Origin of the sequence: Paenibacillus herberti (assembly GCF_002233675.1) — a bacterium.
Classification (GTDB): Bacteria; Bacillota; Bacilli; order Paenibacillales; family Paenibacillaceae; genus Paenibacillus_O; species Paenibacillus_O herberti.
Genome location: NZ_NMUQ01000003.1, coordinates 320,489 through 337,312, shown reverse-complemented (window position 1 = coordinate 337,312; position 16,824 = coordinate 320,489). Strand labels below are relative to the sequence as shown.

Annotated in this window: 17 protein-coding genes; 6 read left to right on the top strand and 11 right to left on the bottom strand. The window is 52.0% G+C overall.

From position 1 onward, the window contains the following. Positions 1 to 6 precede the first annotated feature (6 nt). Positions 7 to 1,020 carry an ABC transporter ATP-binding protein gene (locus tag CGZ75_RS21010; RefSeq protein WP_089526229.1) on the top strand — a complete coding sequence of 338 codons (1,014 nt, stop codon included), beginning with the start codon at positions 7 to 9 and terminating at the stop codon, positions 1,018 to 1,020. A gap of 224 nt (positions 1,021 to 1,244) precedes the next feature. Next, a complete protein-coding gene (locus CGZ75_RS21005; protein WP_089526228.1) occupies positions 1,245 to 1,751 on the top strand; it encodes a C40 family peptidase in 507 nt (168 codons plus the stop codon). Between the two features lie 260 nt (positions 1,752 to 2,011). On the opposite strand, the gene CGZ75_RS21000 is transcribed toward CGZ75_RS21005, so the two are convergent. Then, complete coding sequence (locus CGZ75_RS21000) at positions 2,012 to 2,800, bottom strand: alpha/beta hydrolase (protein WP_089526227.1); 789 nt, start codon at positions 2,798 to 2,800, stop codon at positions 2,012 to 2,014. Positions 2,801 to 2,890: 90 nt separating this feature from the next. Beyond that, the gene (locus tag CGZ75_RS20995; protein WP_089526226.1) at positions 2,891 to 3,652 is read right to left on the bottom strand and encodes a sulfite exporter TauE/SafE family protein; all 762 of its coding nucleotides are present in this window, start codon (positions 3,650 to 3,652) and stop codon (positions 2,891 to 2,893) included. A 365-nt stretch (positions 3,653 to 4,017) separates the two neighbouring features. On the opposite strand from CGZ75_RS20995, the gene CGZ75_RS20990 reads away from it, so the two are divergent. Continuing rightward, entirely contained in the window at positions 4,018 to 5,403 is a 1,386-nt protein-coding gene (locus CGZ75_RS20990) for an IS4 family transposase (protein WP_245850652.1), read from the top strand. Positions 5,404 to 6,072: 669 nt separating this feature from the next. Here CGZ75_RS20990 and CGZ75_RS20985 read toward each other — a convergent pair. From CGZ75_RS20985 to CGZ75_RS20955, 7 genes are all read right to left on the bottom strand, one after another. Then, positions 6,073 to 6,807, bottom strand: coding sequence for an amino acid ABC transporter permease (locus CGZ75_RS20985; protein WP_089526225.1), 735 nt, complete (start codon positions 6,805 to 6,807; stop codon positions 6,073 to 6,075). Between the two features lie 16 nt (positions 6,808 to 6,823). Then, positions 6,824 to 7,474, bottom strand: coding sequence for an amino acid ABC transporter permease (locus tag CGZ75_RS20980; RefSeq protein ID WP_089526224.1), 651 nt, complete (start codon positions 7,472 to 7,474; stop codon positions 6,824 to 6,826). 2 nt (positions 7,475 to 7,476) lie between these two features. Further along, a complete protein-coding gene (locus tag CGZ75_RS20975) occupies positions 7,477 to 8,331 on the bottom strand; it encodes a glutamate ABC transporter substrate-binding protein (protein ID WP_089526223.1) in 855 nt (284 codons plus the stop codon). Between the two features lie 34 nt (positions 8,332 to 8,365). After that, positions 8,366 to 9,094 (bottom strand): amino acid ABC transporter ATP-binding protein, encoded by a 729-nt coding sequence (locus tag CGZ75_RS20970; protein WP_089526222.1) that lies wholly within the window; start codon positions 9,092 to 9,094, stop codon positions 8,366 to 8,368. A gap of 236 nt (positions 9,095 to 9,330) precedes the next feature. Then, on the bottom strand, positions 9,331 to 9,651 hold the full coding sequence (locus CGZ75_RS26300) for a thioredoxin family protein (protein ID WP_089526221.1): 321 nt from the start codon (positions 9,649 to 9,651) through the stop codon (positions 9,331 to 9,333). A 106-nt stretch (positions 9,652 to 9,757) separates the two neighbouring features. Continuing rightward, on the bottom strand, positions 9,758 to 10,450 hold the full coding sequence (locus tag CGZ75_RS20960) for a TrkA C-terminal domain-containing protein (protein WP_176444948.1): 693 nt from the start codon (positions 10,448 to 10,450) through the stop codon (positions 9,758 to 9,760). Positions 10,451 to 10,543: 93 nt separating this feature from the next. Further along, a complete protein-coding gene (locus tag CGZ75_RS20955; protein ID WP_089526219.1) occupies positions 10,544 to 11,218 on the bottom strand; it encodes a TVP38/TMEM64 family protein in 675 nt (224 codons plus the stop codon). 260 nt (positions 11,219 to 11,478) lie between these two features. Here CGZ75_RS20955 and CGZ75_RS20950 point away from each other — a divergent pair, with 260 nt between their 5' ends. Next, positions 11,479 to 12,294, top strand: a complete 816-nt coding sequence (locus CGZ75_RS20950) for an alpha/beta fold hydrolase (RefSeq protein ID WP_176444947.1) — start codon at positions 11,479 to 11,481, stop codon at positions 12,292 to 12,294. Positions 12,295 to 12,412: 118 nt separating this feature from the next. On the opposite strand, the gene CGZ75_RS20945 is transcribed toward CGZ75_RS20950, so the two are convergent. Then, complete coding sequence (locus tag CGZ75_RS20945) at positions 12,413 to 13,585, bottom strand: GIY-YIG nuclease family protein (protein ID WP_089526217.1); 1,173 nt, start codon at positions 13,583 to 13,585, stop codon at positions 12,413 to 12,415. A 205-nt stretch (positions 13,586 to 13,790) separates the two neighbouring features. Between CGZ75_RS20945 and CGZ75_RS25440 the strand changes: the two genes are divergently transcribed. Then, on the top strand, positions 13,791 to 13,967 hold the full coding sequence (locus tag CGZ75_RS25440) for a hypothetical protein (protein ID WP_176444946.1): 177 nt from the start codon (positions 13,791 to 13,793) through the stop codon (positions 13,965 to 13,967). 9 nt (positions 13,968 to 13,976) lie between these two features. On the opposite strand, the gene CGZ75_RS20940 is transcribed toward CGZ75_RS25440, so the two are convergent. Beyond that, positions 13,977 to 14,939, bottom strand: coding sequence for an NAD(P)/FAD-dependent oxidoreductase (locus CGZ75_RS20940; RefSeq protein WP_089526216.1), 963 nt, complete (start codon positions 14,937 to 14,939; stop codon positions 13,977 to 13,979). A gap of 252 nt (positions 14,940 to 15,191) precedes the next feature. Between CGZ75_RS20940 and CGZ75_RS20935 the strand changes: the two genes are divergently transcribed. Further along, positions 15,192 to 16,403 carry an MFS transporter gene (locus CGZ75_RS20935; protein ID WP_089526215.1) on the top strand — a complete coding sequence of 404 codons (1,212 nt, stop codon included), beginning with the start codon at positions 15,192 to 15,194 and terminating at the stop codon, positions 16,401 to 16,403. Positions 16,404 to 16,824: the final 421 nt, after the last annotated feature.

Genomic DNA, 16,824 nt, shown 5'->3' with positions numbered 1-16,824 from the left:
AAAGGCATGATTGAAGCAAGTCATCTAAGTAAATCGTTCCGGCTGCGAGCCGGCAAAAAAGACTCTGGAAGCGCCATTCGCAATCTGCTCCGACCACGTAGCATGATTAAGGAAGCTGTACGCGACGTCAGCTTTACAATTGGACAAGGAGAGTTTACCGGCTTCATCGGGCCTAACGGTGCAGGCAAATCAACGACGATCAAGATGTTGTCCGGCATTTTGCACCCGACCTCAGGAGAAGTGCGGCTGAGCGGTATCAATCCTCATCGCAGGCGCAGAGAAGCCGCCCGCTCACTCGGTGTGTTATTTGGCCAACGGACGCAGCTGTGGTGGGATCTGCCGCTGAAGGACTCGTTCGAGGTGCTCGGAGCGATGTACAGCATGGAAGAAACGCGGAGAATACGCCGGGTTCAGGAGCTTGACGACTTGCTGCGACTGGGTGAATTCATGGATACGCCTGTGCGAAAGCTCTCGCTGGGACAGCGGATGCGCGGCGATCTCGCTGCGGCTCTGCTGCATGAGCCTTCTATTCTCATCCTAGATGAACCGACGATTGGGCTGGATGCCTCCGCCAAACGGGACATCCGCTCTCTTTTGCGCAGCGTCAATGAGGAACTCGGTACTACGATCCTGCTAACGACGCATGACATGGATGATATTGAGCAACTCTGTAGCCGGGTGCTGGTTATAACGGAAGGCACGCTTCATTATGATGGTTCATTAGATGGGCTGCGCTCCCGGATCGGGATGCCTGCCCAAATTGAAGCGACGTTCCGTACGTTGGAGCAGGCGAATGCAGCGTGGGCGCACTTGCAGGGCGCTGGTGCAGATAGCTTCGGAGGCAAACAGTTGCAGGAACGTACAATCATCGTGGAATGCAGCCTGGAACAGCGGAGCTTCATGAATATACTGCGTGAGCTGGAGACGTTCGGGGAGCTGGAGGACGCAAGAATGCGTGAAGCTGCCTTCGAGGAAGCGGTGCACCGGTTATATCCGGATGCGCGTCCAGCAAAGGCTTAAACCAGCATGAAGAAAATCTTAAACAAGGATGAGAGCATTCTCATTTTTTTCTCACAAATAGGTAAAAAGGCATGATAACACTGATTCAATAGTCTCAGAGGAAAGGGTTGGAAGTTTCGGAGTGTGGTATCTTTGTTGTACCGGATAACCAACAGCTTAAACACAGCTGAAGCCAATATACATCTGCACTCCAAAACTTCCATAAGAAGAGAGGAATTTACATCATGAACTTCATCCTTAGAAAAAATACTCTCACTAATAAAATTGCCGCTGCTACTGTTGCCCTTTCCATCGCCGTGACAGGAGTTGCCGTACTTCCAGCTTCCCAATCATTCGGTACAACAGAAATTCATGCAGCCTCTGCTACATCTAAAGCGAACACAGCGATTTCTGCAGCCCGGGCACAGCTTGGCAAGCCATATAAATTCGGAGCATCTACGAGTACAACAAGAATGTTCGACTGCTCCAGCCTGATGAAATATGCCTTCAATAAAGTTGGAATCAACTTGCCGCGTACTTCCAAAGCCCAATCCAAAGCCGGCAAGTATGTATCCAAAAGCAATCTAAAGCCTGGCGATCTGGTCTTCTTCTACTCCCCAATCTCGCATGTCGGCTTGTACATCGGCGGCGGCAAGGTTGTCCACACTTACGGTGATCCGGGCGTTACGATCGATACGATCAACTCCGGCTGGTGGAGCAAAAACTACACGACAGCACGCCGCGTACTGTAGTTAAAGGGACAAGCCTTATTTAGGGGAACATTTAGTGCGCATTGGCGCTACTCTGGAGCCTTCCTGAAAGAAAGCCTTAGGTAATAGTTCTGGAGCCAGTCAGCCTTCCTTCGGGAAGGCTTTTTTGCTGTTTACTATTCAACGGGAGTTCCAACTGCTAGGTTGCAGGGAATGGATGGTAGATAAGGACCTTAGGGCACACGAAGCAGTTGATTCAAGCCGGACCGGCTGTGTCTTACCTTGAGCTCGTACATTCTTGGTTAGCGTCCATTCAAGGGTAACCAATCCAGCACCCGTTTGATTTGTTCGTCCCAGTAGCTCCAATTATGGTCTCCAGGACCATACTCAACATGCAGACTCAGCCCAAGCTTGACCGCATGTGTGTGGAAAGCCAAATTGTCCGGGTACAAAAAATCTTCCGTACCACAGCTTTGAAAAAACAGCGGCTGATCTTTTGGCGGCAAAAGAGCAACCTGCTCCGCAAGATGAAACAAATCATCAAGTCCGCCAGCCGCTTCCTCGCGTTTACCGAAAATCGACTCAATTTCCCAAGGCTGCATAATATCCTGTCTTTCATAAATGCTGCCAATATCGAGCGCTCCTGATAGGCTGGCCACAGCAGCGAAGCAGTCCGGCTTCCTCAGGCCAAGCTTGAAGGCACCGTAACCGCCCATCGACAGCCCTGCCGCGAAGGTCTGCTCACGCTGTTCGGACAAAGGAAACAACGAGCTCGCAATGTACGGCAGCTCCTCACTGATAAACGTCCAGTACTTTCCTCCGACCTTCATATCAGTATAAAAGCCGCGATGTACGGTCGGCATGACAACTGCAATTCCATAGTCGGCTGCATAGCGCTCAATCGAGGTGCGCCGCAGCCAGATGGAATGATCATCCGACAGGCCGTGCAGCAAATACAGCACAGGGAATTTACCGGTGGAAGCTTTGCCCTCCATGCCGATCTGACGACGGGTCTGTTGAGGAATAATTACATTCATGGAGCAGGAAAGTCCGAGCACGTCGGAGAAAAAGCTGCACTGAGCAAGCGCCATTTTCAACATCCTTTCAGGGGGGAATCAGAGAATTTATTTTCGATAAGTGACCCCAAGTAATCACACATGCAGCCAAGATTAACCGTATCCTCAGCTTGTAAGTAACTCCCAGGCCTGTCTGAGGATCAGTAGTGAGCTAATCGCAATAAATAGCGGCCGAATATACTTCGCACCTTGACGAATAGCCAGTCTAGAGCCGACCAGTGAGCCAAGCACCATGAACGCCCCCATCGTAAGACCGATGCGCCAATCGATGCTCTGTAGCAAAGCAAAGGTCGCCAGACTGGCAATATTGCTGCCGAAGTTAAGCACCTTGGCGTTGCCAGCCGCATGTACAAAGTCATATCCCACAAAAAGAAATACAAAGATCAAAAACGAGCCGGTCCCCGGACCGAAAAAGCCGTCGTATCCGCCTAGAATGAAAGCGGCCGTAACAAGTAATAGGATGGCTCGACGGCTGAAGGCTGCGCGCTGCTCTCCATCCTTCCCCCAACTGCGCTTGAACACGGTATACAGGGTGATGAGAATGAGCAAAATGATGACGAGTGGGCGCAACCAATCCGATGGTATCTGCTGTAACAGCAATGTGCCGCCGGCAGCGCCGGCGACCGTAAGCGGAACCAGCCAGAGCACGACACGCAGCTCAACTTTGCCGGAGCGCATGAACGCCAGCATGCTAGTAAGTGAGCCCATCGTCCCAGCAAGCTTGTTCGTGCCAAGGGCAAGATGGGGCGGCAACCCGGCCGTAAGCAGCACAGGCACCGACACTAGTCCGCCTCCACCTACAACAGAATCTACAAAAGCAGCAAGAAACCCGCCAACCGCAATAAGTAAAAACAGTTCCCATGTCATCCTATTAGATTACCTCGATTGCTTATAATCTTCTTTCTATCGACATTTTAGGCGTTTATTAATCGCAAGTCTATTCCAAGCTTGAATTGGTAAGCATCTTTCACGAATCGGCGAGTTGAACGGTCGGGTTGAACGGTTGAACTGAAGTGCTCCGAGGTTCGCTTGTGCATGAAATTACAGCAACTCGCTGCCGTATTTCGCTATCGTTATTGCTTCCGTAATTCGCTTCAGCAACTGCCGTAACGAAACTGAGAGCTAAGCTTTACCCACAACATTTCCAGGAAATTGAAAATCATAAAAGGGTGTCCCCTCGCAGACAAAGTCGGTATGATAAGTGAAAAAGAAGATAAGGGCAGGCGGATGAAATGTCGAATACCCGAGCAACTTCCTCTTTACTCACACCGGACTTTGAATTTTTTCGTCGCATGTACATCCATTGCGGACGGACGCTGAACCGATTCATTCAGACCATGAAGACGCTATCCCATAATCCGGGCGCCTCCATTGCAGAGGTCAGTCAGGATGCAGCGGAAGCCAAAGCCATCTCTCGTTTGTTGCAGAATTCAGAGATAAACGAAGAAAATGTGATGAATGCCTATCGGACCGAAACGCTTCGGCAGATGAAGCAAACAGGCGAATATATGTTCCTGTGCGTGCAAGATACGACCGAAATCAAGTTTGGAAATCGGGGAAAGACGCCTGGACTTGGTGCGTATAACCGCGAGCAAACCAAAGGGTTGCTGGTGCATTCCGCACTAGTACTTACGCCATCCGGACTCCCGATGGGCCTCCTCCATCAAAAGATTTGGGCGCGCGAACTGGGGCTCAAAGCTCAGCGGAAAGTCAGTCGTCCCTACGAAGAAAAAGAAAATTACAAGTGGACCGAGACAGCGCAAGCCAGCGTCCAGGGTCTCCCTTCGGACATGCACCTCATTCATGTGGGAGACCGGGAAGCGGATTTCTTTGAGTTCTTGTCTACGTTGCAGGCGGACAACCAATCGTATGTGATTCGTTCCATGCAAAACCGCATCACAGAAGCCGAAGGACGCATGTGGGACGATGTGTGCAAGCAGCCGGTAGCGGGTGAGATTGTCGTATCCATTCCGCGAGATACGCGCCGCGGGGTGCCCACTCGGGAAACGACTCTGGCAATCCGCTTCTTGACCGATACCGTACAGGTACCGGCCCACTTGAAACAAAAGCGCGCCGGGTATTCACCGCTCACCTGTACCATCATTCATGCCGTGGAAACGACACCGCTTGAGGGACAAGCGCCCATCGAATGGTTTTTATTCACCAACCTCCCGATCACGACGGTAGACGAGGCGAGCGAAAAAGTGGCGTGGTACGTCCAACGCTGGAAGATCGAGCGATTCCATTACATTTTGAAGAGCGGTTGCGAAATTGAAAAGATGCAAGCACGTGATGGGGATCGGCTGAAGAAACTCATCTTGTTCTATTCCATTATTGCCGCTCAACTTCTGCATCTGACCTATCTGGCTCGTCAACAGCCAGACGCGCCGTGTACTGAAGTCATGAACGACGAGGAATGGAAGGTGCTTCACCGCATTGCTTATAAGACCAACACGCTCCCCCCAAATCCACCTACGTTGCATGAAAGTGTAATGGCACTGGCCAAACTCGGTGGCTTTTTGGGACGAAAAGGTGACGGCGATCCCGGAGCCAAAGTGCTCTGGCGCGGCATTCGAGCCTTCCAAACTGTCTTCGAAAGCTATCGCTATTTATTGTAATTTATTTCCTGTGCTGTGGGTAAAGCTTAGAACTGAGAGACGCTATTGAGGGGTCTTCCTTTCAAGCCCCCTAATTGAATTGGAGAGCACCACGGGAAATAGATGCACTATTAGTAAGAGGTGAGAGGTGCGGGGTGCAGTTTTCGTCCCAAGCAAGTAACTTCGACTACTTGCTTTGCTAGGCGGGGCTTTTGCCCCAGCGCCGTGCCGAAGCAATCCCGATGTCTCCTCGTACAAACGGGCCGTATGAGCGTATTTGCGAGAAAAAGGAAGCTATACTTCGATTCAAACCTATTTCGCTCTGAACTCTCCAGAATTAGGGGGCCAGCCCGCTTCGCGGTCAAATCATCATTTTTGCTCCGAATAACGCTTCTCAGTTCCGTTAGATCATTCAGAGCCTGTGTTTGAGAGAGAATAAGCTCTCTGAGTTCCGTTAGGCCATGAATGCACACTTTCTGACAACTGTATAACATCAAAAAACAGGCTCTGCCGCAATCGGCAAAGCCTGTTCCAGTCGCATAAAACCCGATGTTGGATACCGGGCAATCCCATCCCTTTGCCTCAAGATCAGGCCTTCATACCCATACACTCAGAATACATGGCAGGTTTTAACTAACGTACCTCACCAATCAGCCTTCAGCTCCAGCCGTTGCATTACCTGCATTCACTTCAGACTTCGTTTCCAACATATGCATTGCCTGTGTTCACTTTGCCCGCCACGGTTGGTGTACCCGCTCCTGGCGTGCGACGGCGTCCGCCCTCACGGCTTTCCAAACGCCGCGATAGTAGCGAAAGACTATAGTTGACCGTGAAGTAAAGTGCTGCGGCAAGCAGCAGAACCGGGAATACTTGACTGATATTTTGTCCCATGACAATGTTGGAGCTGTGCATTAACTCCGGTAACGAGATGACGACAGCCAGCGAGGTATCTTTGAGCAGCGAGATGAACTGACTCACAAGCGGAGGTACCATGCGGCGCAGGCCGATTGGCAGCACCACATGTCGCAACGTCTGAACCGCCGTTAACCCGGAAGAACGCGCTGCCTCGACCAGTCCTTTATTGACCGACTGCAGACCGCTGCGCACGATCTCGCCAATCATCGCTCCCTCGAATATCGTCAGAGCGACGACCGCCGCCCAGAAGGTGGAAAACTTGATCCCAACCTCTGGCAAAGCGAATTTGACGAAAAATATGAGCAACAGAAGCGGCAAATTTCGGATCATTTCGGTCACGATCATAGCCAGCGGCGAAAGTAATCGAATCCGGCTATAACGAATGACACCCAGAAGAGTGCCAAACAGGAAGCTCAGTACAATCGATACTCCAGCTATAACGAGCGTCAAACCAAAACCCTTAAGCATGAACATCAGATTATGGGGAGAGTAAGCGCCTGCAAAATCCATATCGTACTCTCTCCCTTCAGTTCGTCCGCGCCAGCCTGCGTTCAAGCACATTCGTCGCATAGGCCAGCGGGATCGTCAGAATGAGATAAAAGCCAGCAGCGATCATATACGTCTCGATCGTCTGGAAGGAGTAACTGTTGACATTATCAGCAAAATACATCAAGTCGAATCCGGCCACAACGCCTAAAATGGAGGAGTTTTTGACCAGGTTCAGGAACTGGTTGCTGATTGGCGGAATAACAATTCGCACGGCCTGCGGCAGAACGACAAAACGCATCGCTTGCACATAAGACAAACCTGATGAACGCGCCGCCTCCATCTGGCCCGTCGGTACCGACTGAATTCCCGCCCGAATCGCTTCGGCAATGAAGGCCGACGTGTACACCATCAGCCCCAGCGTGCCGGAAGTGAAGCCATCCAAATCCACGCCCATAGAAGGTAGGCCGAGATAAAATACGTAAACAACGAGCAGCAACGGGATATTACGGAAAAACTCCACGTAAGCGGTTCCGAGAATCCTTAAAACCTTCCAAGGCGATATTCGAAACACCGCCAATAGAATGCCGAGGATAAAGCTTCCCGCTAGCGCGAGCAAACTGGCATAAATCGTATTTTTAAACCCTTCGGTGAAATCTCCCCAGTAAGCGCCGACAAAGGAAAAGTCCATACTTATGCCTCCGGCGGTTTCTCGCCCATCCACTTCTCGTAGAGAGCAGCGTATTCACCGCTGTCCTTTAGCTCTTTAATGGTTTCATTGACCGCGGTCACTAGGTCCGTGTTGCCTTTTTTGGCAGCGATGCCGTATGGCTCATCCGTAAAAATACCTCCGACAACAACATAATTCGGATCCTGCTGGCTCATACCAAAAAGGATCGCGTTATCTGTCGTAAGCACATCACCTTTCCCTGCCTTGAGGGCGGTGAACGCCTCCTGGTAATTCTCATATTGCAGTACGCGGAGGCCCGGAACTTTTTCCTCGATATTTTTAATGGAAGTAGCGCCTTTCTGTCCGATTACCTTTGTATCCTTGGTCACATCTTCAATGCTCGTAATTGGGCTGCCCTTTTTCACCAGCAGCGACTGTCCTGCGTTGAAATAAACATCCGAGAAGTCGACCTGCTTCTTGCGATCTTCGTTGATTGTCATCGTGGCTACGATGAGATCGATATCGCCGTTGTTCAGCATCTGAGTACGCGTTTTGCTCGTTACTTCCTTGAGCTCAAGCTTGCTTTCATCACCGAACAGCTTTTTGGCAATCGCTTTGGAAACGTCAACGTCGAAGCCTTCCACGTCGCCCGTTTTAGTGTTTTTAAGTCCGAACAGATTAGTGTCATACTTCACGCCGACAATAAGCTTGCCGCGCTCCTTGATCTTGCCTACAGCGCCGCTTTCTCCTGGAGCAGGAGATCCAGCCGCTCCACCAGAGTTGTTCTCCTCGCTTTTATTCGCGCCACATCCGGATAGAGCAACAGTAAGCAGCAGCATCAGGGACACGCCCATGCCAAGCCATTTCTTTTTTCTCATCGTCTTTAACCCCTCTCGTCTTCGTCGCTAAAAGTTAATGATTAATGACCCTGCTGAGAAAATCCTGCGCACGCGGAGACTCTGGCCGAGCAAAAAAGTCTGCCGGAGCGGCCTGTTCCACGATGCGGCCTTCGTCCATAAACACGACGCGATCCGCCACTTCGCGGGCAAAGCCCATCTCATGTGTTACAACAGCCATCGTCATGCCTTCCTGAGCTAGCAGCTTCATGACGGACAGCACCTCACCAATTACTTCTGGATCAAGCGCTGATGTCGGCTCGTCGAACAGCATGATTTTTGGTTTCATCGCCAGTCCCCGAGCAATCGCCACGCGCTGCTGCTGGCCTCCAGATAGCTCCGAAGGATAACTCTGCGCTTTCTCAGGAATACCGACCTTCTCCAAATAAAGCATGGCTGTCTTCTGAGCTTCTTCTTTGCTGATCCCTCCGGCTTGCACCGGCGCCAGCGTAATATTGTCGATCACTTTCAAATGCGGATATAGATTGAAATGCTGAAATACCATGCCGATACCCCGGCGCAAGGCGTTGATGTCCGTCGTTTTGTTGTGGACTGCCTGGCCATCCACCATCAAGTTGCCAGCCGAGATTTCCTCAAGACGGTTGATGCAGCGCAACAATGTGCTTTTACCCGAGCCGGATGGTCCGATAATGACGACGACCTCGCCTTCAGCGATATCCAGATCAATATCCTTCAGCACATGAAAGCTGCCGTAATGCTTGTTGACCTGTTGGAAAGAGATCATGCCTGGCCTCCAATCGCCTAAGGATAATTCCAATTTCGACCCGATCCCGGAAAGGGAACGTTATAGTCATGTTAATTATAATAACTCAAATGTCCGCTACTTTGAACCAAATTTTCGATTTTTATAGATTTATGCGACTTTACACCTAAAAAAAACAAAAAAATCTACCCGATATGTCAGGTAGATTAACGCGATATATGTCGAAAGATTGCTTCCATTCCTATTGTCCCGTTAGCTTAGTCCTGCTCCTGAAGTCTCAGAGCCTCATATAAATCTCCCGCCGATCGCATCGCATACACAATTCGTACCGGCTTGCCGTCCTCCAACACAACCAGCGCCGGCACACTGGCCACTCGCCAACGCTCCCGTAGTTGCGGTGCGAAGTTTACGTTAAGCTTCGCCACCGGCATTGCTCCAGGCGCCGCAGCTGCAATTTCCAGCATTCTTTCCCCTACTTTGCAGGTTCCGCATAGCGGAGTTGAGAAGAATAAGGCTTCTTTACGGTGCAGCCTCCCTAGCGAAAGAAATGATTTTTCACTTATTTCCGTCAGACTCATCTCGCCTATCCTTTCCTCGACATAAAGTCCAGGGCTAAGCCATTCTGCCCATACTCATGGACATGCCGCTCCTTCATGTAAATTTACCTGTGTATTGATGGTAACGTTATTCCTTGCCAGTGACCATACCATGATTGCCCAGCTTCACACAGAACTTGGACTCGATAATCGATTCGTCACCATAAAGCAGGATGAAATCGCCCTCTTCAAGCACGGTGTCCGAGACATTTCTACGGATTTTACCGCCATCCCGCTTAATGACTAACGGCACGACTTCTTCGCCCTCGGGCAGCAGTTCGCGCAGCTTTTTGCCAATCAACGCGGAATCGCTTGCGATATGCAGACCGACGACATCCTCATTACGCTCGTCATCCGCCAGCTCTTCCATCGGCATCGGCCCTCCCTCGGTATGCGAGGGCAAGCGGCTTGTAATCCAACGCGACACCTTTCGGTTCACACTAGGGATACGCAGGCTGACCAGCACAACTGCGAGCATCAAGGCAATCGATATCATCAGCGTCAAATGGGGATTCTCCGACAACAAACTGCTGATGACGGAGATCAACACAGCGAGGGAGAAGGCGCCGAACAGAATGAGCACCATACCAATGCGGCGGCGCACCGGGTGGCGTAAAATAAGCTCGGATTCCGATGTAGTAAAACCGGCTCCAGTGAGCATGGATACTGCCTGGAAGCTGGACTGACTCGGTTCCAAGCCTGTCATAACAAGCAACACCGTGCTAATTCTCAGCACAAGCAGGATGAGAATAAAGTAAATAAGAATAAATAAAAATCCCAAAATCGGGTGCCCCTCTCTTCTTCCAAGAGGCATAAAAGCTTGCCTCTCATGACTACCTTATACCCTTTTGGCGCTGCATTCATTCAGCTTGGGTTAAGAGTCGGGAGGCAGTGACGGACGGGATGTCAGCATCCGGTACGCGATAAGCGCCGCAGCGAGGAATGCGAGATAAGCAATAACGAGTGCCGCTATTCGCAGGGGACTACTGCCCTGGCTGCCGCCAAGCAGCGCGAAAAACAACATGCCGGGAGCCTTGCCGAGCAAGGAAGCCGAAGCATAGACTCGCAGCTTGATGCCGGTAATCGCCGCATAGGCGTCCACACTCATTTCGGGGATGACAGGCAGTACACGTGCTATGAGCAGGAACAAAAACGGGCTCCGGTCCGTGAGTCGCACGAATCTATCCAACCGGCCAGCTTTGGCGATCCAAACCCGTCCACGATCCTGGAAAAATAACCGAAATCCCGCATATGTCAGCAATGATGCGATCCAAGTTCCGCCCAGACTGATCAGACTGCCGCCAAGTGGCCCGAACATATACCCAAGCGCACCAATGACAATCGCATAGGGGAATACCGGGAACAGCGCCAGCACTAAAGCCGCCGCCAGCATGAGCAAGGGTGAGGGCTGTCCGCTGTCTAGCCATATTCCTATCGGCACCCGATAGAGCAGAACTAACACGAGAGCAGCCACATACAACAGAGCTGCAAGCCATCGACCCGGGTTTCCTCGGCCTATTGTATTCGACTCATTTGAATTCTGGGCCATTACATCTCCCCATTCTCGTTACGGACAACCAATATATTCGCCGAAAAGCGGAATGATGCGCTCCTCCCGCTTCATAAGCAATCGCGATAACCCCCTGCTCCAATTTCGCAGTCAATCATCTCAACAACCACACTGCCGCTCATGCGTGGACATGCTTCCCAGTATAACTCGACATCATGCTACTGTCAGTAAGCTTCATAAGCTGAATATGCGGTTCATAAAGTAACTGACAGCCTAGAAAACAAAGGAGGATGAAGCCCATGTCCTGGGTAACTACGGACGACGGCGTCACGCTCTACGTCCACCAATCCGGTCCAGCGCGAGGCAGGACCGTGCTGTTGCTTCACGGTTGGCCGCTGAACCACCGCATGTTCGATCGCCAGCTAGCTTTTTTGCCGGAGTCAGGACTGCGCTGTGCCGCACCGGATCTGCGCGGCTTCGGGCGATCCCATGCGCCCTCGGGCGGTTACTGTTGCGATCGTCTCGCAGATGATTTGCGCGATGTCATCAACTCGCTCTGCCTGGATGAGGTAATCCTGGCAGGCTTTTCTTCAGGTGCTGCAGCTGCCGTTCGCTACATGAGCCGTCATGGCGGAAAAGGTGTCGCTGGTCTCGCGCTGATCTCTCCTGCAACGCCATCGCTCATCAAGCGTGACGGCTGGCCCTTCGGCCTGCCCCCGGAACAGTTGGATCGCTTAATCCAGCATGCTGGGCTGGATCGTCCTCAGATGGCCGCAACCTTTGCGCGCCAGATGTTTTATCGCTATCACAGCCCCGAATATATGAGCTGGTTCGCCAATCTTGCGATGGACGGTTCGCTCAGCGCTACGCTTAGCCTAGCCCGTTCACTACGGGACGAGGATCAACTCGAGGATCTGCCATATATCCGAGTTCCAATTGCGATCATGTATGGCGTGCATGACCGCATCGTCCCGGCGGAGGCTTCCCTGCAACTGGCAGCAGCGCTTCCGAACGCTGACGTGATTCGCTTCGAAAAGAGCGGTCATGGGCTTTTCCAAGATGAGGCGGAGCGCTTTCAGCAAGAACTGGTGCAATTCGCCTTAAGAGTGCCTTGAAGCACAAAAAAGTCAGCACGATGCACTATTTTGGCTCCAGAGGTCGCTAGCCCGATGACCGTTTAGAATCCCATTCCGGCATTACCTCCGGTTACAAGCATGATCGGCTGACTTATGGCTAGTTCCCCTCATTTTCGCTGCTCGCTGCAACCTCTCGTTCGCTGCCGCTCCCGCCTACGATTACACCTTTCACGCGGAAATCGTAGTTCTCCTTGCACAACTGCAGCAGTGAATGCTTCAAACCGCGCTTCGGCTGCGTGATGGTAAGCGGAGAAGCCAACCGGTCGCCCGGACGACGAAGTGCGCGGCGCACCGCTGCCGGATCAGCGATTCGATTGACGATCAGCTCGTCCGGCCGGTTCTGCTCGCGGTAGCGGCGAATTAAAAAACGATCGCATGCCGCCTCGTCATAACCACGCTCCAGCTCAACCATTTGAAGCTCGCGCAGCATGCCCTCCTGCACCTTTGCGACCATTACGCCTTGTTCGCCGAAGTAGAGCACCTCCTGGTTGAGATTCGTTTCCCGATCAACGATTTGCTTCTCGGGCGTCTTTTCCAGGTTGCGGATATGGCTTAGCATATTCTGGGCCTTCTCGAACTTCAGTTCCTCGGCATACTCCGACATCTGTGCGTACATCCGGGCGATAAGTGCATCCTTGCCACCGTCAAACAGCAGCTCCGATACTTGGCGCACATCTTTCGCATAATCCTCCTCACTATGATGTCCCTCGCAAATTCCGCTGCACTTACCTATGTGATACAGCAGACAAGCCCGCTTGGGGAGCTTGGTACAGGACCGCAATTTATAATGATCCGCGACAAATTCCAGCAGTTCATTACGGAATCGTGCACTGGCAAAAGGGCCGAAACGCTTCGGTTCCGCAACAGAGGACACTTGTACTAAGTGCTCACTCGGCCTCACCTCAGGCTCCCGTCGGTCACGGTAATAAACCGCCAACCGCGGAATCCGTTCTGTGGTAAGCATCAAATACGCATAACCGCTATTGTCCTTTTTCAGCGCACGATTGTACGGGGGCTTGTGGATTTTGATCAAATTATTTTCGAGCAGCAGGCTCTCCGTCTCATTGTTAACGAGAAGCACCTCGATGTCAGCGATGTTCTCCACCAGCTCCTGCAATCTCCTGATCTTCTTGTTACTATAAAAATAGGAGCGCAGACGGCTCCTCAAATTTTTGGACTTTCCGACATATAACAGGCGACCTGACGCATCGCGCATCAAATAACAACCGGGCTTCTCGGGATAATCGCCGGCCTTGAACACAAACGGCATCGTCTGAGTCCTCCTCCGTAAAATTGTCGGTCCGCTCATGCCATGACAGCATGTGAACCAAACACATGTTCCAGGAACCTAATTGTACCCCCGGCTGCCGGAAAAGGAAAGACAGACGACGCCGTCATTTGGTATACTTTTACAGAATAGTGAACATTGTCGGAGGCTCTAACTGCCCATTCCTAATACGAGGGGGAACACTCCTATGCCCAAGCAGTATCTCATCGAAAAGGATGCATGCCAACCAAGCATTTTTGATGGCCGTTACCTGACTTTAGTCGCCCTGTCGCTGCTGTCTCTGCTGACCTTTCGGCGCAGTCCCTCCATTGAAGCATGGTTAACTCGGCAAGCCATTTCTGTAGAGGAAAGTCGGCGGATCTGAAGCTAGCGCTTAAATGCCCTCTTGCTGTGCATGCCGCACAGCATCCTGGAGCGGCCGCAGCGCCGGGCTTCCTGGCTTTTCAATCAGACTTTTGTGCATCCAGATTGCTGCCTGCGAGCCGTCGCCCATAGCGATAGACGCCTGCTCGGAGTGTGCCAGCACATCTCCCGCCGCCCACACATGTTTCACATTGGTCATTTTGGTGCGAGGGTCGGCTTCGATATGACGGTTGCCATGAAGCTTGACCCCAAGCTGCGCGCCGAGACCAGAGCGCACCTCATTGCCGCCAAAAGCAACAAAAGCCCGGCCACCTTCGACCCATTCACCCGTAGCGAGCGTTACGCCTTGCAATTGATCGCCCTCTGCCACCAATCGCTCGATTCGCTCTGCCACGATCCGAACGCCCTTTTCTTCCAGCTTAGCGAGCAGCTCCGGCTTTACCTCCGCGTTCTCGTGGTTGATGTAGACAAGTTCATTGGTCCAGTAGGACAAAATATCCGCCATATGCGCCCCGGGGTTACCCGAGCCCATCACAATCGCGCGCCTGCCCGTAAGCTCGTAACCGTCGCAGTCCGGGCATACATAAATGCTGATGCCAAGGCAGGGGCGCAGCCCCTCTAGCGGCGGAAGCCGATCCATGACGCCGGTCGCCAGCAGCAACCGCCGGCCCTCATACGTTTCGCCAGCCTCCGTGTGGACGGAGAAGCCCTCACCGTTTAGCGCCGAAGCCTCAATTACCTTGTCATGTACAAAATGCACGCCTACCTTTTCCGCCTGGATTCTCCCCGCCTTGCGAAGTTCCGGTCCGCTCACCCCATCCGGCCAGCCAATTAAATTATGGTAACGAAGGCAAAAGCTCGACCGCCCGTCCTCCGAATCAATGACAAGAACCTTATGGTTATACCGTCCAAGCTGCACCGCAGCGCTTAAACCCGCCAGCCCGCCGCCGACAATGAGTGCATCATAACGCATCGTTTACACCCTTTCCGAACCTGCCTTTTTCGTATTATTACCGTATCATGCCCCCCTCTAATCCGAGCCCTCCTTGAGCGTTAAGCCCGAATTTCCGCATCCAACTTGGATTATTCGGAGAGGAGGAGTACAATATAAGGGACAGAAATGTGCGGAAAACCACTTTTATTCCTTGAACATGCTTCTTAGTTTCGGCTTAGTTTCGGCTTTGCAACAGGGTCCGGCCAGCCCCGGAAAGGACTTGATGTTTACATGGCGGATTCATATTTATGGAAACGAAATCTGCTCGTTTTATGGATCGGTGTTTTTTTCTGCAGCACCGCTTATACCGTATCCATCCCCTTCATGCCCTTGTTTCTGCGCAATGACCTCGGAATCACGAACAACCTCACGCTCTGGTCGGGATTCGCCTTTGGCATCACCTTCCTCGCCAGCGCATTAATCGCTCCCTACTGGGGTTCTCTCTCGGACAAATACGGCCGCAGGCCAATGCTGATCCGCTCTGGCTTCGCGCTCGCAGCACTTTATATGGTCACCTATTTCGTGCATGATCCCTATGTATTCCTCGGAGTGCGCGTCGGCCAAGGTCTGCTCGCTGGATTCGTCCCGGCGGCAATCGCTCTAGTCGCCACGAATACACCCGAGAACAAGGCAGGTTATGCGCTCGGCATAATGGCTACTGCTGGTGCGACAGGTGGTATCATCGGTCCGCTGATTGGTGGCTTGGTCAGCCATTATTTCAGCAATCGGGAGAGCTTTATTTTTTCCGGTTTCATCGTACTTGTGTCCGCGCTGATCGCAGTGTTTTTCGTCAAGGAACATAAGTTCAACCGGAGTGCTGTCCGTTCCCCGATCCGTGAGGATTTAAAGGAAGCATTCTCCAACAAAGTGTTAGTAACGATGCTCGGCTTGGTATCGCTTGGCACGTTTTCCGTGATGATTCTGGAGCCTCTTCTTACGGTTTATATGATGGATATTGGCGGCAGCGACGGCAATGCGAGCCTGCTGGCTGGAGTTGTTTTCTCCGCAGTTGGTATCGCCACGTTGATTGCAGCGCCGCAGTGGGGTAAATTCGGCCCGCGTATCGGCTACACGAATGTGCTCGTCATCGGCCTGATGGGCGGAGGGATTGGCAATCTGCTGCAATTTTTCGCGCATAATTTTGTCGCTTTCGGCGCGTTGCGCTTCTTATACGGGTTATGTTTCGCTGGAGTGTACCCCTCCTTGAACGCGTTGATCGTAAAAGTGACTGCGCCGGAGTTCCGCGGCCGCGCCTTTGCCTTGAACCAATCTGCGACGCAGCTTGCAACGATGATGGGGCCGATTATCGGCGGCGCGCTGGGCGGCGTCATTCCAATTCGCTGGGTATTCGTGCTCAACGGCACGATGCTGATCATCGCCGCTCTGCTGATTCGCAGCCGCCACTTGGAACGGCATGCGGAGCTGGCGGCGGAACGAGCTTAGGAGCAGGTTAAGGGGAATTTCAATTACTGACTGTAACCTGCGGTGACAAGATTTTATGGTAAATAAGGGGCAGCCCCAAAAGTCATCTATTAGATGATTTCGGAGCTGCCCCTATTTAGGCCGCCAGTTTAATCTAGGCGGACGGCGCTGCATCGTTTTCGAATCTGAGGCGTCTTGAGCTTTCATTTTTATAGGAATGGTCAAGCTATACGCTCACGCTCTGAGTTCCGCTCGTCCATTAATTCAAACCGCTCCCTCGGTAGCGTAACGGAACTGAGAAGCCCTATTTCAACCAAATGGAGGGTTTTCAAGCCGTAACGAAACTGAGAGACACTAATTGAGGGTATTTCTCGGGACTATCATCATTTTTACTCGAATAACGCTTCTCAGTTCCGTTACATCATTTGTAGCCTGTTTTGAG

Coding starts and splice junctions, on each gene's coding strand:
- CGZ75_RS20995 (WP_089526226.1), bottom strand. CDS start 3,652: ATGACATGGGAACTGTTTTTACTTATTGCGGTTGGCGGGTTTCTTGCT.
- CGZ75_RS20940 (WP_089526216.1), bottom strand. CDS start 14,939: ATGCGTTATGATGCACTCATTGTCGGCGGCGGGCTGGCGGGTTTAAGC.
- CGZ75_RS20970 (WP_089526222.1), bottom strand. CDS start 9,094: ATGATCTCTTTCCAACAGGTCAACAAGCATTACGGCAGCTTTCATGTG.
- CGZ75_RS21010 (WP_089526229.1), top strand. CDS start 7: ATGATTGAAGCAAGTCATCTAAGTAAATCGTTCCGGCTGCGAGCCGGC.
- CGZ75_RS20945 (WP_089526217.1), bottom strand. CDS start 13,585: ATGCCGTTTGTGTTCAAGGCCGGCGATTATCCCGAGAAGCCCGGTTGT.
- CGZ75_RS20950 (WP_176444947.1), top strand. CDS start 11,479: ATGTCCTGGGTAACTACGGACGACGGCGTCACGCTCTACGTCCACCAA.
- CGZ75_RS20935 (WP_089526215.1), top strand. CDS start 15,192: ATGGCGGATTCATATTTATGGAAACGAAATCTGCTCGTTTTATGGATC.
- CGZ75_RS20975 (WP_089526223.1), bottom strand. CDS start 8,331: ATGAGAAAAAAGAAATGGCTTGGCATGGGCGTGTCCCTGATGCTGCTG.
- CGZ75_RS20980 (WP_089526224.1), bottom strand. CDS start 7,474: ATGGACTTTTCCTTTGTCGGCGCTTACTGGGGAGATTTCACCGAAGGG.
- CGZ75_RS25440 (WP_176444946.1), top strand. CDS start 13,791: ATGCCCAAGCAGTATCTCATCGAAAAGGATGCATGCCAACCAAGCATT.
- CGZ75_RS21000 (WP_089526227.1), bottom strand. CDS start 2,800: ATGGCGCTTGCTCAGTGCAGCTTTTTCTCCGACGTGCTCGGACTTTCC.
- CGZ75_RS26300 (WP_089526221.1), bottom strand. CDS start 9,651: ATGAGTCTGACGGAAATAAGTGAAAAATCATTTCTTTCGCTAGGGAGG.
- CGZ75_RS20955 (WP_089526219.1), bottom strand. CDS start 11,218: ATGGCCCAGAATTCAAATGAGTCGAATACAATAGGCCGAGGAAACCCG.
- CGZ75_RS21005 (WP_089526228.1), top strand. CDS start 1,245: ATGAACTTCATCCTTAGAAAAAATACTCTCACTAATAAAATTGCCGCT.
- CGZ75_RS20985 (WP_089526225.1), bottom strand. CDS start 6,807: ATGGATTTTGCAGGCGCTTACTCTCCCCATAATCTGATGTTCATGCTT.
- CGZ75_RS20990 (WP_245850652.1), top strand. CDS start 4,018: ATGTCGAATACCCGAGCAACTTCCTCTTTACTCACACCGGACTTTGAA.